Annotated in this window: 20 protein-coding genes; 5 read left to right on the forward strand and 15 right to left on the reverse strand. The window is 67.4% G+C overall.

Annotated elements, in window-relative coordinates; all coding sequences use genetic code 11:
- From HUN07_RS24500 to HUN07_RS24530, 7 genes are all read right to left on the reverse strand, one after another.
- Positions 1 to 990 (reverse strand): ABC transporter ATP-binding protein, encoded by a 990-nt coding sequence (locus tag HUN07_RS24500; protein ID WP_114722104.1) that lies wholly within the window; start codon positions 988 to 990, stop codon positions 1 to 3.
- Positions 990 to 2,069: an ABC transporter ATP-binding protein gene (locus HUN07_RS24505; RefSeq protein ID WP_174913619.1), complete on the reverse strand. Its 1,080-nt coding sequence runs from the start codon at positions 2,067 to 2,069 to the stop codon at positions 990 to 992. Before HUN07_RS24505 ends, HUN07_RS24500 begins: the two co-directional genes overlap by 1 nt.
- On the reverse strand, positions 2,066 to 3,175 hold the full coding sequence (locus tag HUN07_RS24510; RefSeq protein WP_114722106.1) for an ABC transporter permease: 1,110 nt from the start codon (positions 3,173 to 3,175) through the stop codon (positions 2,066 to 2,068). The genes HUN07_RS24505 and HUN07_RS24510 overlap by 4 nt, the downstream gene beginning before the upstream one ends.
- On the reverse strand, positions 3,168 to 4,121 hold the full coding sequence (locus HUN07_RS24515; protein WP_174913622.1) for an ABC transporter permease: 954 nt from the start codon (positions 4,119 to 4,121) through the stop codon (positions 3,168 to 3,170). The genes HUN07_RS24510 and HUN07_RS24515 overlap by 8 nt, the downstream gene beginning before the upstream one ends.
- Before the next feature lie 63 nt (positions 4,122 to 4,184).
- Positions 4,185 to 5,798, reverse strand: coding sequence for an ABC transporter substrate-binding protein (locus tag HUN07_RS24520; RefSeq protein ID WP_114722108.1), 1,614 nt, complete (start codon positions 5,796 to 5,798; stop codon positions 4,185 to 4,187).
- Positions 5,799 to 5,829: 31 nt separating this feature from the next.
- Positions 5,830 to 7,494, reverse strand: coding sequence for an amidohydrolase (locus HUN07_RS24525; protein WP_174913625.1), 1,665 nt, complete (start codon positions 7,492 to 7,494; stop codon positions 5,830 to 5,832).
- A 176-nt stretch (positions 7,495 to 7,670) separates the two neighbouring features.
- Positions 7,671 to 8,381: a GntR family transcriptional regulator gene (locus tag HUN07_RS24530; RefSeq protein WP_174913628.1), complete on the reverse strand. Its 711-nt coding sequence runs from the start codon at positions 8,379 to 8,381 to the stop codon at positions 7,671 to 7,673.
- 561 nt (positions 8,382 to 8,942) lie between these two features.
- Between HUN07_RS24530 and HUN07_RS24535 the strand changes: the two genes are divergently transcribed.
- A complete protein-coding gene (locus HUN07_RS24535) occupies positions 8,943 to 10,547 on the forward strand; it encodes an ABC transporter substrate-binding protein (RefSeq protein ID WP_174913631.1) in 1,605 nt (534 codons plus the stop codon).
- Between the two features lie 73 nt (positions 10,548 to 10,620).
- Here the strand turns inward: HUN07_RS24535 and HUN07_RS24540 are convergent, their stop codons facing one another.
- The 3 genes from HUN07_RS24540 to HUN07_RS24550 form a co-directional block, all read right to left on the reverse strand.
- Complete coding sequence (locus HUN07_RS24540; protein ID WP_174913633.1) at positions 10,621 to 12,354, reverse strand: N-acyl-D-amino-acid deacylase family protein; 1,734 nt, start codon at positions 12,352 to 12,354, stop codon at positions 10,621 to 10,623.
- Complete coding sequence (locus HUN07_RS24545) at positions 12,347 to 13,327, reverse strand: alpha/beta hydrolase (RefSeq protein ID WP_254622666.1); 981 nt, start codon at positions 13,325 to 13,327, stop codon at positions 12,347 to 12,349. The genes HUN07_RS24540 and HUN07_RS24545 overlap by 8 nt, the downstream gene beginning before the upstream one ends.
- A 79-nt stretch (positions 13,328 to 13,406) precedes the next feature.
- Positions 13,407 to 14,033, reverse strand: coding sequence for a TetR/AcrR family transcriptional regulator (locus HUN07_RS24550; RefSeq protein ID WP_174913636.1), 627 nt, complete (start codon positions 14,031 to 14,033; stop codon positions 13,407 to 13,409).
- Between the two features lie 97 nt (positions 14,034 to 14,130).
- Between HUN07_RS24550 and HUN07_RS24555 the strand changes: the two genes are divergently transcribed.
- On the forward strand, positions 14,131 to 15,780 hold the full coding sequence (locus tag HUN07_RS24555) for a flavin-containing monooxygenase (RefSeq protein WP_174913639.1): 1,650 nt from the start codon (positions 14,131 to 14,133) through the stop codon (positions 15,778 to 15,780).
- 65 nt (positions 15,781 to 15,845) lie between these two features.
- The gene (gene ilvD, locus HUN07_RS24560) at positions 15,846 to 17,558 is read left to right on the forward strand and encodes a dihydroxy-acid dehydratase (protein ID WP_174913642.1); all 1,713 of its coding nucleotides are present in this window, start codon (positions 15,846 to 15,848) and stop codon (positions 17,556 to 17,558) included.
- Positions 17,559 to 17,574: 16 nt separating this feature from the next.
- On the opposite strand, the gene HUN07_RS24565 is transcribed toward ilvD, so the two are convergent.
- The 4 genes from HUN07_RS24565 to HUN07_RS24580 all read right to left on the reverse strand — a co-directional run bounded on the left by HUN07_RS24565 (position 17,575) and on the right by HUN07_RS24580 (position 22,491).
- The gene (locus HUN07_RS24565; RefSeq protein ID WP_114722115.1) at positions 17,575 to 18,876 is read right to left on the reverse strand and encodes an MFS transporter; all 1,302 of its coding nucleotides are present in this window, start codon (positions 18,874 to 18,876) and stop codon (positions 17,575 to 17,577) included.
- 44 nt (positions 18,877 to 18,920) lie between these two features.
- On the reverse strand, positions 18,921 to 20,558 hold the full coding sequence (locus tag HUN07_RS24570) for a class I adenylate-forming enzyme family protein (protein WP_254623051.1): 1,638 nt from the start codon (positions 20,556 to 20,558) through the stop codon (positions 18,921 to 18,923).
- A 305-nt stretch (positions 20,559 to 20,863) separates the two neighbouring features.
- Positions 20,864 to 21,520: a S1 family peptidase gene (locus HUN07_RS24575; protein ID WP_174913645.1), complete on the reverse strand. Its 657-nt coding sequence runs from the start codon at positions 21,518 to 21,520 to the stop codon at positions 20,864 to 20,866.
- Positions 21,521 to 21,708: 188 nt separating this feature from the next.
- Positions 21,709 to 22,491 (reverse strand): DUF6319 family protein, encoded by a 783-nt coding sequence (locus HUN07_RS24580; RefSeq protein ID WP_114722118.1) that lies wholly within the window; start codon positions 22,489 to 22,491, stop codon positions 21,709 to 21,711.
- 191 nt (positions 22,492 to 22,682) lie between these two features.
- Here HUN07_RS24580 and HUN07_RS24585 point away from each other — a divergent pair, with 191 nt between their 5' ends.
- Entirely contained in the window at positions 22,683 to 23,726 is a 1,044-nt protein-coding gene (locus HUN07_RS24585; protein ID WP_174913647.1) for an adenylate/guanylate cyclase domain-containing protein, read from the forward strand.
- Positions 23,727 to 23,732: 6 nt separating this feature from the next.
- Here HUN07_RS24585 and HUN07_RS24590 read toward each other — a convergent pair whose 3' ends face one another.
- A complete protein-coding gene (locus HUN07_RS24590) occupies positions 23,733 to 24,416 on the reverse strand; it encodes a TetR/AcrR family transcriptional regulator (RefSeq protein ID WP_174913649.1) in 684 nt (227 codons plus the stop codon).
- Positions 24,417 to 24,489: 73 nt separating this feature from the next.
- Between HUN07_RS24590 and HUN07_RS24595 the strand changes: the two genes are divergently transcribed.
- Positions 24,490 to 26,055, forward strand: coding sequence for an MFS transporter (locus tag HUN07_RS24595; protein WP_174913651.1), 1,566 nt, complete (start codon positions 24,490 to 24,492; stop codon positions 26,053 to 26,055).
- Positions 26,056 to 26,057: the final 2 nt, after the last annotated feature.

Genomic DNA, 26,057 nt, shown 5'->3' on the forward strand with positions numbered 1-26,057 from the left:
TCAGACGTTGTGGCAAGCGACGTAATGGTTTTCGCCGACATTTCGCAGCTGGGGCTCCTCCGCGGCGCAACGCTCGGTGGCGAGCGGACAGCGCGTCCGGAATCGGCATCCGGACGGGGGATTCAGCGGCGAGGGCAGGTCGCCCTCGATCTGCTCGATCGTCTCGACGTCGTCCCGGTGCCGATCGGGGTCCGGGATGGAGGCGAGCAGCAACTTCGAGTACGGGTGCAGCGCAATGTTCTCCATGTCGGAGGACGGCGAGACCTCGCAGACCTTCCCCAGGTACATCACCATCACCCGGTCGCTGATGTTCTTCACCACCGCCATGTTGTGCGCGATGAAGATCATCGTGAACTCGAACCGCTTCTTGGTGGCCTCGAGCAGGTTGAGGATCTGTGCCTGCACCGACACGTCGAGACTGGACACCGGCTCGTCACAGATCAGCAGCTTCGGCTCGAGCATCATCGCCCGTGCGATGCAGACGCGCTGGCACTGGCCACCGGACAGCTCTCCCGGCAGCCGATCCCACACCATCTCCGGGTCGAGTCCCACTGCCGTGAGCAGGTTCCGCGCGCGTTCCTCGAGCTTCGCGCGGTCCCTCGAACCCCAGATGCGCGGCCCCTCGGTCACCAGGTGCTTGACCTTGCGGCGCGGGTTCAGCGACGAGATGGGGTCCTGCATGATCATCTGCATCTGGGCCCGCACCTTGCGCAGCTCCGACGCGCTGAGCGCCGTCAGCTCGGTCCCGTCGAGCCGGACGCTCCCCGACTTCGGCTTGGGCAGCTGTAGGACCGCGCGTCCCGCGGTCGACTTGCCGCAGCCCGACTCGCCGACGATGCCGAGGGTCTCGCCCGCCACGAGGTCGAAGCTGATCCCCGACACCGCGTGCACCGTCTGGTTGCGGCCGGCCGGGAACTCGACCACCAGATCCTCGACCGCCAGGACCGGCTTCCGCTCCGTCCGCGCCTGCGCAACTCCGCTTGCCGTCATCAGATGCTCTCCACTCTCACCTTGGTGCCCGACGCGGCACCGGCCTCCGCCTGGGTGTCCGCGGTGTCCTGCGCCTCGGGGCCGCCGAGCGGGAAGTGGCACGCCACCTCGTGCGGGTGCCGCGCACCCGCGGTGTCGGCGCACACCGTCAGCTCGGGAACCACCTCGAGGCACTTCTGCTGTGCATAGCGGCAGCGGGACGCGAACGAGCACCCCTGCTGCGGCTTCGTCATGTCCGGCAGGCCACCCTCGATCGATTCGAGAGTGGTGTGCGGCTCCTGCTCGAGCCGAGGCACCGCGGCCAGCAACGCCTCGGTGTACGGATGCCGAGGGCTGCCGAACAGCTGCCGGGTGGGCGCCGTCTCGACGATCCGTCCGGCATACATGACCGCGACGCGATCCGTCTGCCCGGCAACCACGCCCAGGTCGTGACTGACGAGGATTCCGGCCATGCCCAACTCGACACGCAACGATTCGAGCAGCTCGAGGATCTGCTTCTGAACCGTCACGTCGAGCGCGGTTGTCGGCTCGTCGGCGATCGTCAGTTTCGGGTCGCACGCCAGCGCCATCGCGATCACTACGCGCTGACGCATGCCGCCGGACAGCTCGTGCGGGTACTGATCCATCCGCCGCTCGGGTTCGGGTATCCGGACCTTGCGCAGGAGTTCGATCGCCCGCGCCCGAGCCTCGTCCTTGCCGAGACCCAGGTGCGCGCGGAGGGACTCTGTGACGTGGGTTCCGATGCGCTTGAACGGGTTGAGCGCCGACATCGGATCCTGGAACACCATCGCGATGTCCTTGCCCCACAGCTGCTGCTGCTCCTTGCGGGTCAGGGACTGCATGTCCCGGCCCATGAAGCGCACGCTGCCGGTCACCTTGGCGGGCCCGTCGGTCGACACCAGCCCCATGATGGTCTGGCCCAGAACCGATTTGCCGGACCCGGACTCGCCGACCAGCCCGAGGGTCTCGCCGGCGTCGAGCCGGAGCGAGACGCCGTCCACGGCGCGGAGCTGTCCGCGCTTGGTGCGGAACCTGGTGTACACGTTGTCCACCGTCAACAATGGCTCGTTGCTACTCACAGCTTCACCTCCCGTGTTCCGCCCGTGCGCTTCTGGGCCTTCTCGCCGACCAGGTTGAAGGAGAACACCGTCAGGAACAGGAACAGGCCCGGCACCAGAACGATGTACGGATGCTGCTCGAACACCTTGCCCTGACCCTCGGAGATCATGTTTCCCCAGGTCGGTGACGGCGGCTGGATGCCCAGCCCCAGGAAGCTCAGGGATGCCTCCGCGACGATCATCACCGAGATCATCACCATGCCCAACGAGAGGAGCGGCAGCGCGACGTTGGGCGCGATCTCTCGCACCATGACCCGCCACTTCGTGGCTCCCATCGCCCTTGCCGCCAGCACGAATTCACGTTGCGAGAACACCAGGGTGTTGGCACGAGCGATGCGGACCATGCTGGGTATCGCGAGCACGGCCAGCGCGAAGGAGATGTTGCGCAGGTTCGGCTCGAGGACCGACGCGAGTGCGATCAGCAGGATCAGCGCGGGCACCGCGAGCAACGAGTTCGTGAACACCCCGATGATCCGGTCGACCTTGCCGCCGAAGTAGCCGGCGATGATGCCGATCGCCCCACCCACGAGGATGCCGATCAGGACCGCGGCAACCGCGACGATCAGCGAGGAACGTGCTCCATAGATGGACCGGGCCAGCATGTCGAGGCCGAAGTTGTTGGTGCCGAGTGGATGCGCCGAGAACAGGCTCGGTTCGGCGTAGCTCTTGGCGCTGAGGGTCTTGGTGGTGTCCTCGTGTTCGGCCAGCGGCAGGAGCGGCGCGATCACCGCGGCCACGATGAGCACCGTCAGCCACGCGCAGGACAGGATGAAGGTCAGATCGAAGTCGGATCCGAAGCGGGCCAGTCCGAGGCGGCGCACGCCCATGTAGAGCGCCACGAGCCCGACCGCGAAGATCGCGAGGCGTGCTCCCATCACCACTCCCGCGGCCCCGAGTCCGACACCGGCGGCGATCAGGCCCACCACGGTGAGGATCGCACCGACCCGGTACAGGTTGCGGCGCTCGGCGAGATCCGATGCGTTCGCCAGCTCCTCCGCGTTCGCGTCGTCGAGTGCCCGGCCGGTGATGGCCGGCATTTCGATGTCGTCGGTCGTCGTGTCAGACATGGGCTCGTCGGCTCCTTGGGTCGAGGTATCCGTACGCGATGTCGATGACGCCGTTGGCGACCACGTAGACGAGAGCGATCACCAGGACCGCCCCCTGCACCATCGGCATGTCGCCCTGCTGTGCGGCGCGGACGATCAGCGACCCCATGCCCGGCAACGAGAACAGCGTCTCGACGATCACGGTGCTGCCGATCATCGAACCGAGGACGATGCCGAGCATCGTGATGAGCGAGAACGACGACGGCCGCAACGCATCACTGAAGAGCAGTCGGGCATTCGACATGCCCTTCGCCTTGGCGACGAGGATGAAGTTCTCCTTCAACGTCATGACCAGGTCGCTGCGCAGGATGCGGATGAACATCGCCATCTCCAGCAGGCTGATCGTGATCGCCGGAAGGATTGCGTGGTAGAGGTTCCGGCCGAGTCCCTCCGATACCCGCACCCACTGCGACCGCGGGAACCAGCCGAGATAGTTGACCATGACCATGATCAGCAGCAGGCCCGACAGGAAGCTGGGGATCGAGAGCACACCGAACGTGCAGGCGCTGATCGCACGGTCGATCCAGCCACCCTGGTGACGGGCGGACCACATCGCCAACGGCACCGCGACGACGATCGCGATGAACAGGCCCATGACGGCGAGCTGGACACTCACCGGCATTGCGGCGCTGATGCTCTCGGTCACCGGCCCTTGCGGCGGCACCATCGACTGCCCCAGGTCGCCCTGCAGTGCACCGGACAACCAGTGCCAGTATCGCGTGAGGAAGGGGTCGTCGAGACCCATGTCCGCCCGCGCCTGCGCGTACTCCTCGGGTGTGTGCCCCTCGCCCAGCATCGCGACGGACGGATCACCCGGGATGAGTGACACGAGCGCAAACGTACCGAGACTGACGACGAAGAGCACGACGATCAACTCGACGATCTTATCGATCACTGTTCTCGCCATCTCCGCACCGCCTCCTTCCTGAATCCATGAGCATCCCTGCTGTCCGTGTGGGCAGATCGCCGGCTAGGAAGCCGAATCCGCGGTGAGCCAAGCATTTCCGAAAAGCATGATGCCGTCGGCGCTGGGCGTGATCCCGTGGACGTTCTTGCTCCACGGGATGAAGAACTTGCCGGTGCTGACCGTGACCATCGGCGAGGTCTCGTTCACGAGGGTCTGCATTTCCTCGACGACCCCGAGTCGGGCCTCGTCCGTGGGAGCGGTCTGCAGGTTGCCGAGCAGTGCGTCCATCTCCGGGTTCTTGTACCCGAGGACGTTCGAGGCCGAACCGCTGAAGAAGTTGCCGTACAGGCGCACGAACGGCGACTCGTCGAGGACGTTGAACGCCGAGTACGAGATGTCGTAGTCGAACTGCGCGTATGTCTTCTTCACTAGATCGTTGATGCTCGTCGCGTAGACGATGTCGACGGTGAATCCGACCGCCTGCAGCATCGACTGGAAGGCCAGTGCGCTGCGCTGGGTTTGCGGATCGTTGAGCCCGACGTAGGTGAGCTTGCCGTCGTATCCGTCGGCCTTGGCCTCCGCGAGGTACTTCTTCGCCGCCTCCGGGTCGTAGCCGGTGCCGGCCACATCGCCGTGCCACTTGGACCCCGTCTGGAACATGTCGCTGCCGGGCAGGCCCTGCCCGCCCTCGACGCGCTCGTTGAAGGTGTCGGGGTTGACCCCGGCCACAATCGCCTTGCGGACCCGCTCGTCGGCGCCCGCTCGACCCTCACGCTGGTTGATGAGGCCGACTCCACCCATGTTGAAGGTGTAGACGAAACCGGTGTCGCCCGAGTCGAGGGCGCTGTGAACTGCCTCCGCACCACGCAGATACGCGACCTGGACGCCACCCGTGTGCAGGGCGTCGAGCTTGCCCTGCTCACTGACGATGGCCGGGAAGCGCAGCTTGTCCAGGTGCGGCTTGCCGTCCCAGTACGACGGGCTCGCCGTCAGGACGAGCTCGTCCTGGGAGGCGAACTTCTCGACCCGGAACGGGCCGGCGCCGACCGGGGCGAAGGTGCCGGTCGCCATCGACGAGGGCGCCACGATCATGCCCGGTCCGGTGGTGAGCATGATCGGAAACTCGTTCCACGCCTGCTTGAGCGTGAACACCACGGTGGCCGGATCGGGCGAGGCGACGTCGGCGACGGTGGCCTTCCACACCTGGGTGTGGGTGCCCTTCTTCTCCAGGTAGTGGTTGATGCTCCACTGCACCGCCGCAGCATCGACCGGGGTGGCGTCACTGAACTTCGCGTCGGGCCGGAGCTTCAACGTCCACACCGTGTTGTCGGCGTTCGCGGTCAGCGACTGCGCGAGTTGTGGCTGATACTCCTTGCTTTCGGAGTCGTAGCGCATCAACAGGTCGTAGATCGCCGCCATCTCGCTGCCACCGGTGGCGCCGCCGTCCTGGCGGTCGGCCGGATCGAGACTGCTCACACCGTTGTAGGTGGCGTACGAGACCGTGCCGCCGGACTGCGGATCGCCGCCGTCCGGCTGCTCCCCCACGATCCCGGACCTCACATCGGAAGCGTCGGTCGACGAACCCGACCCGCCGCTCGCGCAACCGGCCAGCATTGCGGTGGCGGTTGCCAGCGAGGTGAGCCAGATACCGGCCCGCGCGAGTGCGTGACGTTTCATTCGAACCTACTTTCAGGAAGTGATTGCAGAGCTATGGGGAAACTGGGGAAGCTGGGGAAACGCAGCTGAGTCTCTCGGCCGCGTACACGACGTCGCCGCCGAAGACGGTCGCGAGAACTGGAATGTCCTTGATCGCGAGGGGATCACAGGTCAGCGGGTCGTCCCCGAGGACGACGAAGTCGGCGAACAGGCCGGGACGGATCGATCGCTTGACATCGGATTCGCCGCCGAGCCGAGCAGCCGACGCGGTGTATCCGCCCACGGCGGTCAGCGCCTCGACCCGCTGCTGCGGGCCGAGGACGTCGCCCTCACGGGTGATTCGGTTCACGGCCGTGTGGATCGTGAACAAAGGATCGACCGGGGTGACGGGGCTGTCGCAGTGCAGCGCGGAGGGCACCTCGGCCGCGGCGATCGAGGCCACCGGACTGATCCTGCTGCCGCGTTCCGGACCCAGGAAGCGGTCGCGGTGGCGGTCGCCCCAGTAGTAGACGTGATTGACGAACACCGAGGCAGCGACGCCGAGTTCGCGCATGCGCTGGATCTGGTCCTCACGAAGCGTCTGGACGTGCTCCAATCGGTGCTGCAGACCCGCGTGTGGGAGGCCGGCGCTCCCGGACGCTGCGAACGCCTTCTCGATCGCATCGAGTGCGAGGTCGATTGCGCGGTCACCGTTGGTGTGGATCGCGACCTGACGTCCGGCGCCGTGGCATCGCGCCACCATCTCGTCCAAGTCGCTGGAGGGAATCGCCATCTCGCCGCAATGGCACTCACCGAGATCGTGGTACGGCTCCGAGAGTGCGCCCGTATGCAGCTGGATCGAGCCGTCCGAGATCAGCTTCACACCGCCCACACCCAGGAAATCGTCGGCATCCCAACCGCCGTCGGTGTCGACGGCGAAGCCGTCCAGAGTGCCGAAGCCGGCGTACAGGCGCCCCCGCAGCGTGAGCTCGCCCGAATCACGAAGACGTCGATAGGACTCGATCATGGGGGGTGTCACGAACATGTCGTGGAAGCTCGTCACACCGGCGGAGGCCATCTTCTCGAGCGCACAACGCAGCGCGGCGTCGAGGTCGTCGCCGGACGGCATGCTCTCGTCCGGACCGACCACCAGTCGCATGGCAGGAATCTCACGGAACTCGCCGGTCGGGTTACCCGACGCGTCGCGCACGATCACCCCGCCCTCGGGATCCGGGGTGGAACGATCGATGCCATTGCTCCGCAGCATGAACGAGTTGACGTAAACGCCGTGTCCCGACAGGTGTCGGACGACGACCGGCCGATCCCCCGCGGCACGATCCAGATCGTCGACGGTGAGGCCACGATCCTCGGCGACCAGACTGTCGTCGAAACCGGACGCCACCACAGGCAATCCGGCTGCGGTGGTCGCCGCGCGCGTCGACAGAGCCTCGACGAGTGTCCCGATGTCCGGGCACGAATCCACTCCGGCGTCCACGGTCGTGCCGTTCATCCCCGACATGTGCGGGTGCACGTGCGTCTCGATGAAGCCGGGAAGAACCGTGCACCCCCGGAGGTCCACGATCTCGGTACCGGGGCCGCCCAGCGCGCGAATATCCGAGTCGGTACCGACCGCGACGAAACGGCCGTTCGAGATCGCGAACGCCGTCGCGCCGTCGGCACCTGTCATGGACCGAACCACACTGCCGACGTAGACGCGGTCGGGGCCGGATCCGTCCATGGGCGATCCCGTCGCCGAGCTGCTGCCGAGCACCGAACCCCCTAGATGAGATGTGCGTCACACCCTGTTTCGAAGAGGCTAACGCACAATAGAATTCATGTCAGTACCCGGGGTCAAAGTACCGCCGAGTAGCTTTTCCGACCGGGCTTCGGACGCCCGGCGAGGTGCGCGGGACGTCAGTCGGCGGTGAGCTGCGAGCCGACCGACGTTGCGACGCGATAGCGATCCGCCGGATGGATGTGGACCCCGACCGCCTCGAGAACGTCACTCGAGTCGAAATACCGATGCACGACAACCAGTGCGGCACTTCCACTCTCCACATCGAGCGCCTCGGAGACCGCACCCGCGAGTCGCGTGGCACTCACTTCCTGCTCGATGCGCTGCCGCACGAGGTTGGCGATGTCGAACTTGGCGGTGAGCAGCATGTCCCGATACGGCAGATCCGCCCGCAGGTACAGCTCGCTCCAACAGATGGGCGGAAGATCCGACTCACGGATCACGCGTGGACCCTTGACGCAGAACCACTCGGTACCCGTGGGCAGACCCGTCAGCGCGGCCAACTCACGGTCCACCACAACACTATTGGTCACCGGGTGCCGAATTCGAGTGTGCCGGACGAACGACAACATGCCGGCCCTGCTCGTGACGAACGCCTGGTGTCCGCCCATCGTGACCGGGGAGGACACAGTGGTCCCGGCACCGCGGCGCCGACTGATCATCCCGGCATCCTCGAGATGCTTGAGCGCTTGACGCACCGTGCCGCGGGCAAGGGATCGGCTTTCGCACAATTCGTGCTCCGTCGGCAGCTTGTCTCCGACGCTGAACTCCCCCGACTGGATCCGGGCGATCAGCTCCTGCGCCAGCAGGACGTGCTGAGGGTCGGTCACGGGACGGCGGTTCTCCACACGTTCCGGAACACGTCCAACACACCCATTACCTGGTACATCGAGAGAATCCTCCCGCCTGGTGCTGCCGCCGATGGTCACGCGGGTCACGCGGACGACCGACCGGAACCGGCCGCAAGCCCGCGCAGCAGGACGAGAACTTTGTCTATACAAACCTGCGCCTCGCTAATCTAGGATGCATTTCTCAATTGCACAAGACCTGACGCGATTCGGTTTTGCCGAGCCGGTCGAACGTTTCATTTGCCCCGCAGCGCGGGCGCAAACAGTCCACTCCTCCACTGCGGCCCGACCGTGTGCACAACTCACGAATTTCTCTGCGACACACTGAGATGGAGGTTCTGCATTTCATTCTTTTTCAGCGGTGTCGGGCCAGCTAGAGTCCGTGTCGCAATGGACCGAGTGGATTGGAACACCCTCCGTCCAGCACTCGGCGGCCGGGCGCATAGCCCTGTCGAGTCCCGAGATTCAACTCGATCATGCGGACGCGTCACCTGGCTCGTACCGGCGGGCAGGCGTCAACCCCAAAAGCGTGGAGGTTGGTTCATGAGTAAGTATTCGAGAAGGCTCGGCCGCACGCTGGCGGTCGCGGTCGCCGGCGCGGTCGCACTCGCCGGCTGCGCGAGTGCGGAAGGGTCCGACGACAACGGGTCGTCCGGAACGACGACCACGGCCTACGGCATCCTGGGCGACCAGGGCGACGGTGGGACGCCGGTGTCGGGCGGTACGGTCAGCTTCGCGTCGTACGCCCCCGTGACGAGTCTCGACCCGACGGTGACCCAGCCGGCCGGCGCGACCGGCGGCACCGAGATGGCGGCGGTCTACGACGTCCTGATGCGGTACGACACACAGTCGAAGGACTTCCAGCCACAGCTGGCCAAGTCGTTCGACGAGAGCGCCGACCACCTGACGTGGACGCTCGAGCTTCGCGACAACGTAACCTTCAGCGACGGAACACCGTTGGATGCGAACGCGGTCGTCGCCAGCATCGACCGGTACAACCAGCGTCGCGGCGCCAACTCGCAGGTCTACACGCAGATGGTACAGAGCAACGTCGCGCAGGATCCCTCGACGGTGGTCTTCACGCTGAAGCAGCCGTGGCGGACCTTCCCCGCGATGCTCGCCTACGGGCACGGCATGATCGTCGCGCCCGCGTCCCAGCAGGGCGACAAGTTCACCCCGATCGGCGCCGGCCCGTTCACGGTGGTCAGTCTCCAGCCGCAGCAGGAGCTCCAGCTGAAGGCCCGAGCCGACTACTGGGGCGGCGCACCGAACCTCGAAGGCCTGAAGTTCGTCGCCATCGCGGGCGAACAGCCCAAGGTCGACGCGCTGAAGACCGACGGCGTCGACATGATCTACCTCCGCAATGCGCAGACCGTCAACGCCGCCAAGGCCGAGTTCCCGGGCTACATCGAGACCACGAGCATGTCGATGGTCGGCCAGCTCAACGGCGCGCCGGGACGTCCCGCTGCGGATCCACGCGTCCGCCAGGCGATCGCGTACGCAGTCGATCCCGAGGTCCTCAACCAGCGCGTGCGCGCCGGCGAGGGCATGCCGGGCACCGACATGTTCCAGCCGTGGTCCGAGTGGTTCGGTGACGTCAGCGGCGTGAGCCCCGATGCCGCCAAGGCGAAGGAACTGCTCGACCGGGCGAAGGCCGACGGCTTCGACGGCAAGCTCACCTATGTCGGCGTCAACGACCCCGATGCACAGCAGCTCGCGCTCGCCGTTCAGGCACAGATGAACTCGGTCGGCTTCGACGTGGCGCTGGAGTACACCAGCAGCATCACCGACATGGTCAAGCGTCTCTACATCGACCGCAACTTCGACATGAGTTACGGCGCCTACAGCATCGCGGACGTCGCGCCCGAGATCCGGCTGTACAGCTCGCTGTCGAGCACCTCGACGAACAACATTCTGAGCTACAAGAATCCGCAGATGGACGAGCTGCTCAGCAAGGTGCTCTCGGCTCCCGACGAGACCGCCAAGCGGGCCGCGATCGTGGACATCCAGAAGCTCGTGAACACCGACCAGCCGTTCCTCTCGTGGGGTGCCGGGGCCAACTACGTCGCGTGGTCGCCCGACGTGTATCGGGCCAATCCGACCGTCGACGGAATCATCCTGTTCGACAAGGCTTTCAAGTCCAACTGACCCCCTCCGGTTCCACCCGGTCCCCGAACGGGAAGTCCCCGTCACTCCGCGGAGTGACGGGGACTTCCCCGCTTCAGGAGGCGCCGGCCGCGTCCGGAGCGGGCTGGGCGCCGCGCACCAGCCGTCCGGGTAGCGCGCCCGTGTGCTCCCCGTTCTCGAATACGATCTCACCGGCGACGACGGTCGCGACGTACCCCGACGCGGTCTGCATCAGCCGCCGGCCTCCGGTCGGCAGGTCGTAGAGCACCTCGGGACGATCCGCCTGCAACCTGTCGAAGTCGATGACGTTGAGGTCGGCACGGTACCCGGCCCGTACCTGACCGCGATCCAGCAATCCCACTACGGCGGCGGTGTCGACGGTGTGCCGCTTGACGAGCCACTCGATCGGGAACAGCCCGCCGGCCTTACGGTCTCGCCCCCAGTGCGTGAGCAGGGTCGTGGGGAAGCTCGCGTCGCAGATCGCGCCGCAGTGGGCGCCGCCGTCGCCGAGCGCCGGCACCGTGTCGGTGCGGGCGATCATCTCCCGCACCGCGTCGAGATTGCCGGCCGCGTAGTTGAGCATCGGGAAGTACAGCAGTCCCCGCCCGCCGCACTCCATCATCGCGTCGTATGCCACCACGGCGGGCGCCACACCGTTGCGCTCGGCCAGCGCCGCAACGGATTCATTCGGTCCGGGTTCATAATTGGGCGGATCGCCGAGCAGGTAGACCTGATCGAACCTGGTGGAGAGCCGCTCGACGAACTCGCTGTCCGTCACCGGCCGTTCGGCCAGAATCGTGGCCCGGACCTCCGGACGGCGTAGCCGCGCCACCCGCTCCTCGCGCGGCAGGTCGGCGAGCGCCGCGTAGCTGGGGTAGGCCATGAAGGGGTGCCAGCTCAGCTCCCAGCCGAGCATCACGCCGACCGCCCGGGGCGCCACCTGACCGGTGATCGGAATGTTCTGCTTCGCAGAGATTTCCGACAGACCGTCGAGCAGCGAACGCCACTTGTCCGGGGCCCGGTCGCTCTGCACGATCGACACCGACATCGGCCGCTGGGCCGCTTCGACGATCGCGCTCACGAACTCCATCTCCTCGGGCTCGTCCATGAAGTCCGAGATGAAGTCGATGACACCGCCACCGGCCTTCGCGAGGCCGAGCGCGAGTCCGGTCAGTTCCTCGCGCGACGCGGTGAGGCTGGGCGTCGGCTCACCGTTGGACGTCTTGTGCACCGCGGACCGCGACGTCGACCAGCCCAGCGCGCCGGCCTCGACCGCCTCGGCCACGAGGTCGCGCATCCGCTCCATCTCCTCGTCGGTGGGCCGGGCGAGATGGTCACCGCCCCGACGGCCCATGACGTACGTGCGGAGCGCGCCGTGCGGTAGCTGCGCCGCGAAGTCGATCGCGTGCGGCGTGTCGATCGCGTCGAGATAGTCGGGGAAGGTCTCCCAGTTCCATGTCATCCCTTCCGCGAGAACACTTCCGGGAATGTCCTCGACACCCTCCATCAGGCTGATCAACCAGTGACGTTGTTCCGGTACGACGGGTGCGAACCCCACGCCACAGTTGCCCATCACCACCGTCGTCACACCGTGCAGCGACGACGGCGTCAGCAGTGGGTCCCAGGTGACCTGGCCGTCGTAGTGGGTGTGGATGTCGACGAAGCCGGGCGTGACGAGCCGACCCGCGGCGTCGATCTCGCGGCGTCCCCGCTCGGTGACGTCACCGACCAGGGTGATGCGGCCGGCGTCGACGGCCACGTCCGCTGCACGAGGCTCGGTCCCGGTTCCGTCGACGACGAGGCCCCCACGGATCACCAGATCATGCATGTTCGTCTCCGACGGTCGAGTTCACTTTGCTGGCACCGGTTTCGAGCAGCCGAGCGGCAGCGGAGGCAATCCGGTCCGCCGCGGTGCGCGCGGTACCCGAGACGGCGGTGAACTGGAGGAACCCGTGCGGAAGCGACGGGTAGTCCAGCAGGTCCACGGCGACGCCGGAGGCCGCGAGTCGTTCGGCGTACTCGACCCCCTCGTCGAGCAGCGGATCGTGACCGCCCACGACCACCACCGCGGGAGCAGTGGTCGAGAGGTCCGCGGCACGGATCGGGGCGAGCAGCGGCGACGTCCGCTCGGCGGGGTCCGGGCAGTAGTGGTCGAGGAACCACCGCATCTCCCGGGCGCCGAGGAACACACCCGAATTGGCGTCGTACGACGCGCGGGTGAGATCGGAATCCAGGACCGGATAGACGAGTACCTGCCCGACGACGTCGATGTCACCGTCGGCGCCGACGAGATTGGCGCACACCGCAGCCAGGTTGCCGCCGGCGCTGTCGCCGGTGACGACGATCCGCGGCTCCAGGCCCTCCGCGGCGCCGGCCACCCAGCGCAGGGCCGTCATGGCGTCGTCGATCGCGGCCGGGAACGGATGCTCGGGTGCGAGGCGATAGTCCACACTCACGACCGCGGCACCGGCGGCGTCCGCCATGAGCCGGCAGAAGGCATCGGCGTAGTCGAGATCCCCCGTGACCCAACCACCGCCGTGGAAGTGGACGATCGTCCCCGCGACCCGGGGTTCCCCGGGGCGGTAGAGCCGGACCGTGACGTACTCGTCCACTGCGTGCGTCGTGACCGAGGCGACCTCGGGTCCGGCGGCACACGACTGCAGCGCACCCCGGATCCGGAGGCGCGCGTCGTCCGGATCCAACTCCACCATCGGCGGGAGCCCGGCGCCGGCAACCGCGTTCGCGACGGCCTGGAGCGCGGAATCCAATTCAGTTCGGTTGTCCTGCACCACTCTTGTCATGAACTAGAATCTAACTCTAGTCTGTAGCTATGACAACGGTCACACCGGAGCCGGTGACTACCCGCGAGGCGGAAGCGGCTCAGCGCGCCGTCGCGGGCGGAAAGATCATGTCGACCGTGCGGTCGAGCAGTCGGTGGACCTCGGCGACGTCCTGGCGCCCGAGCCCGAACAGGATCAGCTCGTGTGCAAGCACCGCGGTCACGACCGCGACGACGTCCGCGGCGTCCTCGTCCGGCAGATCGAACAACTGCTCGCGGTACGAGCCGAGCACCTGCGCCGAGAACTCGGCGAACAACGCACACACGATCGGATCGGCCGACTGGCGCAACACGTTCTGCAGGCGCAGATACGTCGGGCACTCCTCGAACCGGTGGACCGAGTGGTGTAGGCGAATCCGGATCCGTTCGGCCGGAGGCAGTTCCGGATCGGGTGCGCCGCCGTGCTTGATCGGATCGGTCGCCGACCAGTCTCGCAGGACGGCGGCGTACAGGTGTTCCTTGGACGTGAAGTACCGGTACACGGTCCCGAGGGCGACCCCCGACCGTTCCGCGACGTCGCGGATCTGGATGCGTTCGAAGTCGTCGTCGACGAGCAGTTCACCGGCCGCATCGATGATCCGTTGACGGCGCTCCCGCTGCCCCTTCGGCAGCGACGCGGGGTCCTGCAGCGCCGGCCTGCCCAGCCGATCCGGCACCCCTGCATCCACGTTCGTACGCCTCCCGTCGCACCCGCCTGATCAGCGGGACACCCGCACCGATGCTACTGGCACCCCTCCCAACCACCACGAAACGAGGTCGACCGCGATGCCCGACAGCACGTCCCGAGAATCCCGAGAATCCACTGCGTCCTCCACACCCACCTACGACGCCGTCGTCGTCGGTGCCGGGTTCGCGGGCCTGTACACGCTGCACAGCCTGCGCCGGCGCGGTCTGACCGTTCGACTGTTCGAGGCCGGCGATGGTGTGGGCGGCACGTGGTTCTGGAATCGGTACCCGGGGGCGCGGTGCGATGTCGACAGCGCCGACTACTCGTACTCGTTCGACGACGACCTGCAGCAGGACTGGGTGTGGACCGAGCGTTTCCCCGCCCAGCCGGAGATCCTGCGCTATCTCGAGCACGTCGCCGACCGGTTCGGTCTGCGTGAGGACATCACCTTCGGCTCTCGCGTGACGTCGGCGCACTTCGACGACGCGAGCGGGCTGTGGACGGTCACCACCGACAGCGGCGACACCGTCACGGCCCGCTGGACCGTCATGGCCACCGGACCGCTGTCGTCGGCCCGGATTCCCGACATCGCAGGCCTGGCCACGTTCACCGGCGAGATCCACCACACCGCGAACTGGCCCGAGCAGGGCGTCGACTTCGGCGGCAAGCGCGTCGGCGTGATCGGCACCGGCTCGTCGGGAGTCCAGGCGATTCCGGTCATCGCGGAACAGGCGGCGGAGCTGACGGTGTTCCAGCGGACTCCGGGATTCGTTCTTCCGGCACGCAACCGGCCGCTCGGGCCCGGCGAACTCGCCGAGATCAAGGCCGACTACCCCGCGCGCCGGCAACTGCAGCGGCAATCGCACGGCGGCTGGATCCTCCCGCCGCCGGTCGGACTCGCACTCGAGACCGCACCGGATGTTCGGATCAAGGAGTACGAGACCCGCTGGGCCGCGGGCGGGCTCGCCTTCCAGACCACGTTCGGCGACGTCATGACGGATGCCGCCGCGAACGAGACCGCCGCCGAGTTCGTGCGCTCGAAAATTCGTGAGACGGTCACCGATCCCGTCACCGCGGAAGTGCTGTGCCCCAAGGGCTATCCGCTGGGATCCAAGCGGGTGTGTGTCGGCACCGACTACTACGAGACCTTCAACCGCGGCAACGTCGAGCTGGTCGACCTGCGTGCCACCCCGATCGAGGAGATCGTGTCCGAGGGCATCCGCACGGACGCCGGCGTCCACGAACTCGACGCGATCGTCTTCGCCACCGGGTTCGACGCCATGACCGGCGCGCTCGGCGCCATCGACATCCGTGGACGGGACGGGGTGACGCTGCGCGACACGTGGGAGGCGGGCCCGCGCACCTACCTCGGCCTCTCGGTGGCCGGGTTCCCCAATCTGTTCGTGCTCGCCGGGCCGGGTAGTCCGTCGGTCCTCTCGAACGTCGTGGTGTCGATCGAACAGCACGTGGAGTGGGTGATCGGCTACCTCGACCACATGCGCAGCACCGGTGCCCGGTTCGCGGAGGCCACGCTCGAGGCGCAGGACGAGTGGGTGGAGCACGTGACGGGCATCGCCGTCGGCAGCCTCTACATGCAGGCGGACTCGTGGTACCTCGGTGCCAACGTCCCCGGGAAGCCGCGCATCTTCATGCCGTATCTCGGCGGCGTCGGCAACTACCGGAACCTGTGCGCGCAGATCGCCGCGGACGGCTACCGAGGGTTCTCCACAACCACCGAACTCGGATAGATGCAGCGTGGTTACATGGACGAAAGCACCGCCATCCGTGACGATCGATCGTTGGGAGAAGCGCCGTGACCACTTCGAAGGATTCCGCGGGACCGGACATCAAGCCGCGCAGCCGGGACGTCACGGACGGCCTCGAGAAGACCGCCGCCCGCGGCATGCTGCGGGCGGTGGGCATGGGCGACGACGACTGGGACAAGCCGCAGATCGGGATCGGGTCGTCGTGGAACGAGATCACCCCGTGCAACCTGTCGCTGGACCGACTGGCCGACGCGTGCAAGGACGGCGTGTTCGCGGCCGGCGGCTACCCGCTCGAGTTCGGCACCATCTCGGTCTCGGACGGCATCTCGATGGGCCACGAGGGCATGCACTTCTCGCTGGTCTCCCGTGAGGTGATCGCGGACAGCGTCGAGACGGTGATGCAGGCCGAGCGACTCGACGGTTCGGTGCTGCTCGCCGGCTGCGACAAGTCGCTGCCCGGCATGCTGATGGCGGCCGCGCGGCTGAACCTGGCCAACGTCTTCCTCTACGCCGGCTCGATCCTGCCGGGCATCGCGAAGCTGTCCGACGGCACCGAGAAGGAAGTCACCATCATCGACGCGTTCGAGGCCGTCGGGGCCTGCTCGCGCGGACTGATGAGCCGCGAGGACGTCGACGCAATCGAACGCGCGATCTGTCCCGGCGAGGGCGCCTGCGGCGGCATGTACACCGCCAACACGATGGCGTGCGCGGCCGAGGCGCTGGGGATGTCGCTGCCCGGCAGCGCCGCACCCCCGGCCACCGACCGCCGCCGCGACGGGTTCGCCCGGCGCAGCGGACAGGCCGTGGTCGAGTTGCTGCGCCGCGGGATCACCACGTCGGACATCCTGACGAAGGAGGCGTTCGAGAACGCGATCGCCGTCGTCATGGCGTTCGGCGGCTCCACCAACGCGGTACTGCACCTGCTGGCGATCGCACACGAGGCCGAGGTGGCGCTCACGCTCGACGACTTCGCTCGCGTCGGGGCGCGCGTCCCGCACCTGGCCGACGTCAAACCGTTCGGCCGTCACGTCATGATCGACGTCGACCGGATCGGCGGCGTCCCGGTGATCATGAAGTCCCTGCTCGACGCCGGACTGCTGCACGGCGACTGCCTCACCGTCACCGGCCGCACACTCGCCGAGAACCTCGCCGAGATCGCTCCCCCGGACCCGGACGGCAAGGTCCTGCGCGCGCTCAGCTCACCGATCCATCCCACGGGCGGCATCACGATCCTCGAGGGCACGCTCGCGCCGGGCGGCGCGGTGGTGAAGTCGGCCGGGTTCGATTCGTCCGTATTCGAGGGAACCGCACGCGTTTTCGATCGTGAGCGTGCGGCGATGGATGCGCTCGAGGACGGGACGATCACGGCCGGCGACGTCGTCGTGATCCGCTACGAGGGCCCCAAGGGCGGACCCGGGATGCGGGAGATGCTGGCGATCACCGCCGCGATCAAGGGCGCCGGCCTCGGCAAGGACGTGCTGCTGCTGACCGACGGCCGGTTCTCCGGGGGTACGACGGGACTGTGCGTCGGGCACGTCGCCCCCGAGGCCGTCGACGCCGGGCCGATCGCGTTCGTCCGCGACGGCGACCGGATCAGCCTGGACGTCGCCAACGGGGTGCTCGATCTCCTGGTGGACGAGAAGGAGCTCGCCACCCGCCGGAGCGGATGGGAGCCCCTGCCTCCCCGTTACACCCGTGGCGTGCTGGCGAAGTACACCAAGCTCGTCGGGTCGGCGTCCGACGGTGCCGTGTGCGGCTGACACCGTCGGCCGGAATCTAGACGTTCTCGAGTCGGATTCCCTTGGTCTCCCTCATGAACAGGCACGCGACACCGGTGAAGACGCAGAGCACCATGATGTAGACGCTGAAGGCCCACCCGATCCCCTGCCCCACCAGGAGTTGGTTCAGGTAGGGCGAGGAACCACCGAACACCGCGACGGAGATCGAATACGCGAATCCGATCGCCTGCGTGCGGAGCTTGGTCGGGAAGCTTTCCGACAGCGTCGCGGACAGGACCGACGCGGGAATCGAGACGACCAGGAGCGCGACGGTCGTCGCCACGAGCAGCGTCCACCCCGACGACGTGATCATCGCGGTGAGCGGGAACTGCAGCACGAACATCAGCCCCGCGAACGCGAACAACATGGGCCGGCGACCGATCCGGTCCGAGAGCAGCCCCCAGAAGGGAAGCGAGACGAGCGCGATCAGCTGTGCGATGACGAGCATCCAGTAGGCGGTGTCGGGATTCATGCCCTCCTGGGTGATCGCATAGGTCGAGATGTACGACGTCCAGGTGTAGTGCGCGGCGGTGATGCCGGACGTCATACCGATCATGAGCAGCACGGCACGGACCACGGTCCGTCGAGGAATGCGGGTGTCGTCCGAGTTGTCCTGCGCGTCGAACACCTCGCTCTCCTCCATGCTCCGGCGAAGGTACAGCGCTGCCAGCGCCAGAACCGCACCGATGAGGAAGGGGATACGCCAACCCCACTGCGCGACCGCGCTCTCCGACAGCGTCGAGGTCACGACACCACCCACCGAATAGGCCAGCACGGACCCACCGAAGATCGCGATGAAGGCGACACTGCCCCACATGCCTCGACGGTTCGGCGGTGCGATCTCGCTGACGTACGAGTACGCGGTCGCGGACTCGCCACCGTGCGCAAATCCCTGAACAACGCGGGCGGCCAACAGAATCACCGAGGCCCAGACGCCGACGGACTCGTACGTGGGCATGATGCCGATCACCAGGCTGCCACCGGCCATCATGAGCATGGTGGTGATCAGGACGAATTTCCGTCCCCGCCGGTCGGCGATCCGCCCGAACACGATGCCGCCGAGCGGGCGCATCAGGAACCCGACGGCAAAAACGGCGAGCGTGGACAGCAGGGCCGACACCGGATTCGAGTTGTCGAAGACAACCGCGGCGATGAACGGCGCGAACACTGCGTAGGCGCTCCATTCGTACCACTCCAGCACGTTCCCGACCGCACTCGCCAGGAGCGACTTCTTCTTCGAGCCGATGCCCGTGGCGTTCGCCTGTCCGGGGCGTTCTCTCTCGGCAACTTCAGATGTCACGATTCTTCAGCTTTCGTCAGAATTGGTTTGCTGTGGAACGGAACTCACATCGTGGCGCCGGCGCGGCCACGGAGTTCGGTTCGGCGGATCTTGCCGGTGAGTGTCTTGGGAATGGAGTCGACGACGTGCACCTGCCGCGGCCGCTTGTAGGCCGCCAACCGGTCACCGACGAACGCGACGAGCTCGCTCTCCGACACGTGGGCGCCGGGATTGAGCGACACGTACGCAACGACCCTCTCGCCCTGATAGTCGTCCGGCTCGCCGGTGACACCTGCCTCGTAGACGGCCGGGTGTTCGTGCAACACACCTTCGACCTCGCGTGGCCACACCTTGTAGCCGGACACGTTGATCTGGTCCTTGAGCCGGTCGACCAGGTAGACCCATCCGTGCTCGTCCATGATCGCCACGTCGCCGGTGTGGAGCCGGCCGCAGGGAAAGGTCTTCGCCGTGTCCTCCGGCCGACCCAGATATCCCGCGATGATCTGAGGCCCGGCGAGGGTCAGTTCGCCTGCCGTCCCGGCGAGGACCGGTTCGCCGTCGGCACTCACGACACGAGCGTCCAGCAGCGGTAGCGGGATCCCGATCGACAACGACCCGCTGGCCGGATCGACCGGTGCGCGGGCACCGGGAGGAACCGCGATCACCCCGGACGACGTCTCCGTCATCCCGAACGCGTTGTGGATGTAGTGCCCGAACCGCTCCTCGAACTTCCGGACGGTCGCCGGCGGGATCGGAGCACCGCCCGAGTAGAGCGCCTTGACCGATGCGAAGTGCTCCGGGGAGGCGTCGGGCACCCGGTAGAGGGCGTTGAAGACGGTGATGGATCCGATCGTGAACGTGACCCGGTGCTCGACGAACGTCTCGAGCGTCACCTCGGGGTGGAACCGATTCGCGAAGACGAGTGTGCAGTCACGAATCAAGGCGACGACCGCGTTGATCACTGCACCGGTGATGTGGAACAGCGGCGCGATCGCGAAGACGACGTCGCCGTCGGCGGTGCCGACGAAGTCACCGAATGTCGTGGCGACGGCGAGCACGTTCGCATGCGTGTTGAGGCTGGCCTTGGGAGTGCCCGTCGTTCCGGAGGTGTAGGCGACGATCGCCGTATCGTCGCCCGAAACGTCCGGTCGCGGGGGACGCGCACCGCGATGGCGGGCCACCACGTTCACGAGGTCCTCACCCACCCGGCTCGTCGCCCGGACCGGATCGGCAAACACCCTCGGGTCCGACCTGTTCTGGAAGTCGAGGTCGCTCGTGGTGATCAGCCATCGGACCGAGCTGCCCCGCAACGTGTCCGCCGTTTCCTCCGCAGAACGGTCCGAACAGATGACACCGACGGTGCCCGCGTCGTCGACCAGGTGCCGCAGTTCAGCTCCGCGATACATCGGGTTGAGGAGCAGGGCGGCCGCACCGATCTTCCACAGGGCCACCATCGAGATGGCGTACTGCGGGATGTTCTGCAGGTAGATCCCGACACGGTCACCCCGCCGGACCCCCTTCTCCGACAACCCGACCGCGAGCGCGTCGGACTGTTCGTCGACCTCGGCGGCGGTGAGCACACCGTCGAAGTAGCGCAGGGCCACACCATCGGGATTCGCCGCGACGCGGGCATTCCAGGCATCGACGAGCGACGCGAACGGGATCGACGGATCCGTGACCGTTCCACTCGGATACAGCGACATCCAAGGGCGTGCGTCGGGCATGGCACCAGCCCCCTTTCGGCAGTTGACAACAGGGCAACAGCAGGACTCGGGACGCGAGCAGTGGGACCCCGGCGAACCCGCCAAACTGAACAGACCGACCGATCGCTCGTTCGGGTACAGGGAGTGTTGCCTGTCACACCTGGCGTGTCAAGTGGGAGCGGGCGGCCCGGGTATCGCACATGCACCGACACAGCGGGAAACCTTGAAGGACGACGTGGTCCGCCCACGAGAATGTGCCGGACCCTCGACGAGGATCCGGCACATCGGCGAAACGGGAACTACACCTAGATCGGTCTGTAGCCGGCGCCGGGGCCACCGGTCGCGTTGATGCTGTCGATGATCGACGTCATGTTGGTGCCGAGTTCGGGACCGAGGCAGGCGACGCCGAGATAGGCATTCACCATCGCGACCAGCGTCGTCCCGACGACGACCGGTGAGCCCGAATCGCCCTCGATGACGCACATCTGCGTCCACGTCTCCTGCGATTGGAGCACGTCCCCGTACACGACGCCGCATGTGTGACCGGTGGTCCGCCCCTGCTTGCACGCGACCGCCGGGAACTGCGCCGGTGTACCGATCCCGGTGATGGTGACCTCGCCGATCGTGTTCACCGGCGCGACCTTCGCGGGATCGAATTCGATCACGGCGTAGTCGTAGTCGTGGTTGGACACCGCGAAGTGCCCCACCACCCCGGCGTCGGGTGCGGACTCCGGCACCACCGCCGCCCCGGCCTCACCGCAGTGCCCCGCCGTGATGCCGACCAGCCTGCCGGCGTTGTCGTGCCCGATGGTGGTGAGCGTGCATTCGTACATGTTGTCGATCACGATTCCGGACCCACCGCCGAGAACCGCCTTCGGCGGTGCGGCGGTGGCGGTGCCGACTCCGAGCATGGCGGCGATCACCGCCAACGCCGCGAAGATCAAGGAAAGTCGCTTGAGCATGTTGCCCTCCCGGTTGGCGCTACGAATGTGCCATCGGTCGATCACCGCCACATGCCTGCGCACTACCCTGCATGCACGCCCTCGCCGCGATCATGCGCGCGCGAGTCGGCGGGACACTCTATCGGCAACCTTCCCACCTCCGTCGATGCCGACGGGCCTCGTTGACCCGATCGTCACCGAATCGCCGACTAGGTGGTCGAGCCCAACGCTTCGAGCGCCCGTCGCGCATCCTCGAGTTCCTTGCTCAATGCCTCGATCCGCTGTTCCGCCGCCTCACGAGCAGCGGAGATGACCGATTGGACGGCCTCGAGCGCGACGGGCTCCCCGAGTTCGCGGACGGCGCGATCCACCGCGTCCGGACTGACCGGAACCGCCTTGCTCGGGCGCTTCGCACCATGCGCGACGGTGACCGTCCACTCGTTCTCGGGGCCGGCGTGAATCGTCACGCTCACGCTGCCCGCCGCGACCTTCTTGGTTCGGCGGGGTGCAGGCGCGGCGCTGGGTGCCGGTGCGGGAACCGCGGGAACGGACACCGACTCGGCCTTCGCAGCCGGCGCTGCCGCGCGCACCGGCGCGGGTGCCGCGGCCGGCGTGGGTCGCGCCGCGGGACGCGGGGTGGAGACCTGGGCGGGCACCGGAGCCGGGGCCGGGGTCGGGGCGACCTTGCGCGCGGTCGCGGGCTTGGCTGCAGCCTTGGCGGGGGGCTCGGGCGCCGTGCGCGTCATGCGCAGTTCCTCCGCCTCGAACGGCAGTTCGTCGTTGACTCCCTTGGGGCGGATGATGACCGTATTTCCTTCCACGGAAACAACTTTGGCCGAGCATCCCGCCTCGATACCGAGGCTGGGCGTGGCTTCGCGGAGGTACACGGTGGCGCGCTTCCCCTCGGCGACGGCCGCGGCCAGTGCCTCGAGGTTCTCCGCGGTGAGGTGTTCCGGTGACGAGCCTGATCCGGAACGTCTGCGGGGCGGCATGATGTGGATCCTCCTGAATACCTACAAGAACACTGAAACCAAGAACACTGAAACCAAGAACGCTGAAACCTACCCCGCTACTCTGGCACAGCCCACCGACAGCCCCGACGACCCACGGGTCGGCGGAAGCGGCCACTCGTCCCGGATCGGTGATTCACTCTTGGGGCAATTCGTCGCGAAAGGGGCCTGCCGTGGAGCTCTCCGAGAACCTCGATGCCGGTGTGCTCGGCGTCATCCAGTCGGAGGTCGAGCAGACGCTGCTCGGTGGCCCGCGGCGATACACCCGGGACCAGATTGCCGAGCTCGCCGACGTGCCACTCGAGCGGGCGCAGCGGTTGTGGGTGTCGATGGGATTCGCGATCGACGCGGATCCGGACGCCGTGATGTTCACCGACGGCGACGTCGCCGCCCTGCGCGCCCTGGTGGGTTTCGTGGACGGTGGAGCGCTGGCCCCCGATGCCGCGGTCGCCGCCACCCGGGCGCTGGGGCAGTCCATGTCCCGGCTGGCCGAGTGGCAGGTTGCGGTACTGAACTCGCACCTGGCCGACGAGCTGGCCACCGCCCACGCACAGTCCGGCACGCTCGACGAGCAAGCCCTGCGGACCGCGGTCGGGTCGCTCACATCGCAACTGCTGCCCACCGTCGAAGCACTGCAGTCGTATGTGTGGCGGCGGCATCTGGCGGCGGCCACCGCGCGCCGGTCCGGCAGTGTCGGCGAGGACACCAGCCACCGGGCACTCGTCGTGGGGTTCGCGGACATGGTCGGGTACACGAGTCTGACGCGTCGGATCCGCGTCGACGACCTGAGTTCACTGCTCGAGGAGTTCGAATCGCAGACGACGTCGATCATCACGCAGGGCGGCGGGTGGGTGGTCAAGAACGTCGGCGACGAAGTGATGTTCGCGGCGGAGAAGGCGGCCGACGCGGCGCGAATCGCGCTGGCGCTGCAGTACGCGGCGCACACCGACACGGATCGACCCGACCTTCGGGTGGGGCTGGCGGCGGGATCGGTGCTCATGCGGTTCGGCGATCTGTTCGGCGAGGCGGTCAACATCGCGGCACGACTGACGAGCGCAGCCCGGCCGGGAACCGTCCTGGTGGACGCGGACCTGGCGGCGATGCTCGCCGACGACGACGGCGTCACGCTCAGGTCGTTGCGGCCGCTCCGGGTCCGCGGGTACTCGCGGCTGCGCGCGTTCGCGCTGCGGCCCGGCCGCGGTCCGGACGGTCCGTGACGCGGGTCAACTGCCGTCCGACGGGGTGTCCGCCGCCGGCTGCGAACCTCGGGCCGCGAGGAAGTCGTCGACGATCCGCACACAGGCGTCCGGCCCCAGCGGTGCGAGGGTTGCCAGCTTGGTGAAGACGAGCGGTCCGACCAGTTGCGCGAGGGCGAGGTCGTAGTCGAAATCACCCAGGGACCGGCGCGCCTCGTCGGTGCCGAGCACGCGATCGAACGCGGTGCGGTACTGCACGACGACATGCTCGCGCAGCGACCTGAGTTCCGGCTTGTCCGCGTGGGGATGGTCGACCCCCTCCAGATCGGACGCGCTCGAGTAGTCGTCGAGCGCCGGCCCCATTCCCAGCCAGCACAGCGCGGTCACGTGCATCGGCGCCTCTTCGATCAGCCGGGCCTGACTCACCATCAACTCGACCAGTTGCGTCCGCAGATCGCCCGACAACGGGACCGCGGGGGCGGGCGGGATGAGCCGTCCGAAGGCCGCCGCCACCAGTTCGGTACCGCTGTCGAAATGCCGGTAGAGCGTCGCCCGCGCCACCTTCGCGAGTTTCGTGACGGCATCGATCGTGACGGCGTCGGTGCCCCCCTTCGCGAGAAGCGTGGTCGCGGCGTCGAGCAACCGCGCACGTGAACGCGCCTTTCGCGGATCCTGCTCCGACTCCGTCACTTCCGCTACGTCACCAGCCATCCGTCATCACCTCTTGTGGAACCGTCAGTTCCCCTACGATACTGACAGTCTTGTTTCGTACGGGGAGGCCCGCATGGCTGGAAAGTACACCGGAAACGCGGAGCGGATGACGTGGGGCCAGATCTGGACCCTCACCGTGTCGTGCGCAGCGGTGGCCCTCGTCGTGGCGGCAATGGCAGCCCTCAACACCGCGCTGCCCGACCTCGCCCGCGACACCGGGGCCACCCAGTCCCAGCTCACCTGGATCGTCGACGGCTACACCCTCACCCTCGCGTGCCTGCTGCTGCCGGCCGGCGCACTGGGCGATCACTACGGCCGCCGTGGGGTGCTGGTGTTCGGCCTGTTCGTGTTCGGGGTCGCCTCCGCCCTGCCGATCCTCGTCGACTCCCCAGCCTGGCTGATCGGCGCCCGCGCGGCCTCGGGCATCGGCGCGGCGTTCGTCATGCCGGCGACACTGTCCATCCTGACCGCGAGTTTCCCGGCCGCGCAGCGTTCCAAGGCCGTCGGCATCTGGTCCGGCGTCGCAGGATCCGGCGGTATCGCCGGTCTCATCGGCTCCGGACTGCTGCTCGAGCAGTGGTCCTGGCACTCGATCTTCATCGGGCTCGCGGCCGTCTCGGCCGTGCTGTTCGCGCTGTCCTTCACGATCCCGTCGTCCCGCGACGAACACCCGTCGGCGTTCGATGTCCGTGGCGGCGTGCTCATCGCCGGGGCGATCGGGGTGTTCGTGCTCGGCATCATCGAGGCACCGCAACGCGGGTGGCTCGACCCGCTCGTGCTCGCGGCCGTCGTCGGTGGGCTCGCCGCGGCCGCTGTGTTCGCGATGGTCGAACTCCGCGTGGCGCACCCCCTCCTCGACGTCCGACTGTTCCGCAACCGTACCTTCGGTGTGGGAGCGACTTCCCTTCTGCTGCAGTTCTTCGCGACGTTCGGCCTGTTCTTCCTCATCGTCCAGCACCTGCAGTTGGTCCTGGACTACTCGCCGCTGCAGTCGGCCCTCGCACTGGCCCCGATCGCCGTCGTGGTGCTCGCGCTGTCGGTGCTGGCACCGCTGCTCATTCCGCTGCTGGGGCTGCGGGCGATGACGTTCGGAGGCCTCACGGTCATGGCTGTGTCGCTGGTCCTGCTGGGTCGGCTCGACGAGACCAGTTCGTACCCGGATGTCGCCGTGCCGCTCGTGGTCGCCGCCTTCGGGCTGGGGCTGTGCACCGCGCCCGCGACCACGGCCATCGTGCAGAACACCCCGACCGCCAATCAGGGTGTCGCGTCCGCGGTCAACGACGCCACCCGCGAGATCGGCGCCGCGATCGGCGTGGCACTGGCGGGCAGCATCCTCGCAGCCGGTTACGGACGGCACATCCAGCCCGCGGTCGATGCCGTCCCCGAGCAGGCCGAGCAGCCCGTCGGCGACTCGCTCGCGGCCGCGCTCGAGGTCTCCAAACTCGCGGGCCCGCAGGGGGATCAGCTGGCCGAGTTCGCGAAGGAGTCCTTCCTGCACGGTATGCAGGAGGCCTCGTTCGTACTCGCCGGGGTCCTGTTCGTCACCGCAGTCGTGCTCGGTGTGTGGGCGCCGGGCGGACGCGGCATCGCCACCGCACCCGAACCGGAGAACGCCGACGTGCTCGCCGAGGTCGACTGATC

It is taken from the genome of Rhodococcus sp. W8901, assembly GCF_013348805.1.
Lineage (GTDB): Bacteria > Actinomycetota > Actinomycetes > Mycobacteriales > Mycobacteriaceae > Prescottella.

What these genes read in the sequence shown, in the direction of transcription:
- HUN07_RS24500 (WP_114722104.1), bottom strand. Translation starts at nt 990, where the DNA reads ATGACGGCAAGCGGAGTTGCGCAGGCGCGGACGGAGCGGAAGCCGGTC.
- HUN07_RS24510 (WP_114722106.1), bottom strand. Translation starts at nt 3,175, where the DNA reads ATGTCTGACACGACGACCGACGACATCGAAATGCCGGCCATCACCGGC.
- HUN07_RS24515 (WP_174913622.1), bottom strand. Translation starts at nt 4,121, where the DNA reads ATGGCGAGAACAGTGATCGATAAGATCGTCGAGTTGATCGTCGTGCTC.
- HUN07_RS24520 (WP_114722108.1), bottom strand. Translation starts at nt 5,798, where the DNA reads ATGAAACGTCACGCACTCGCGCGGGCCGGTATCTGGCTCACCTCGCTG.
- HUN07_RS24525 (WP_174913625.1), bottom strand. Translation starts at nt 7,494, where the DNA reads ATGGACGGATCCGGCCCCGACCGCGTCTACGTCGGCAGTGTGGTTCGG.
- HUN07_RS24535 (WP_174913631.1), top strand. Translation starts at nt 8,943, where the DNA reads ATGAGTAAGTATTCGAGAAGGCTCGGCCGCACGCTGGCGGTCGCGGTC.
- HUN07_RS24540 (WP_174913633.1), bottom strand. Translation starts at nt 12,354, where the DNA reads ATGCATGATCTGGTGATCCGTGGGGGCCTCGTCGTCGACGGAACCGGG.
- HUN07_RS24545 (WP_254622666.1), bottom strand. Translation starts at nt 13,327, where the DNA reads ATGACAAGAGTGGTGCAGGACAACCGAACTGAATTGGATTCCGCGCTC.
- HUN07_RS24555 (WP_174913639.1), top strand. Translation starts at nt 14,131, where the DNA reads ATGCCCGACAGCACGTCCCGAGAATCCCGAGAATCCACTGCGTCCTCC.
- HUN07_RS24570 (WP_254623051.1), bottom strand. Translation starts at nt 20,558, where the DNA reads ATGTCGCTGTATCCGAGTGGAACGGTCACGGATCCGTCGATCCCGTTC.
- HUN07_RS24575 (WP_174913645.1), bottom strand. Translation starts at nt 21,520, where the DNA reads ATGCTCAAGCGACTTTCCTTGATCTTCGCGGCGTTGGCGGTGATCGCC.
- HUN07_RS24580 (WP_114722118.1), bottom strand. Translation starts at nt 22,491, where the DNA reads ATGCCGCCCCGCAGACGTTCCGGATCAGGCTCGTCACCGGAACACCTC.
- HUN07_RS24590 (WP_174913649.1), bottom strand. Translation starts at nt 24,416, where the DNA reads ATGGCTGGTGACGTAGCGGAAGTGACGGAGTCGGAGCAGGATCCGCGA.
- HUN07_RS24595 (WP_174913651.1), top strand. Translation starts at nt 24,490, where the DNA reads ATGGCTGGAAAGTACACCGGAAACGCGGAGCGGATGACGTGGGGCCAG.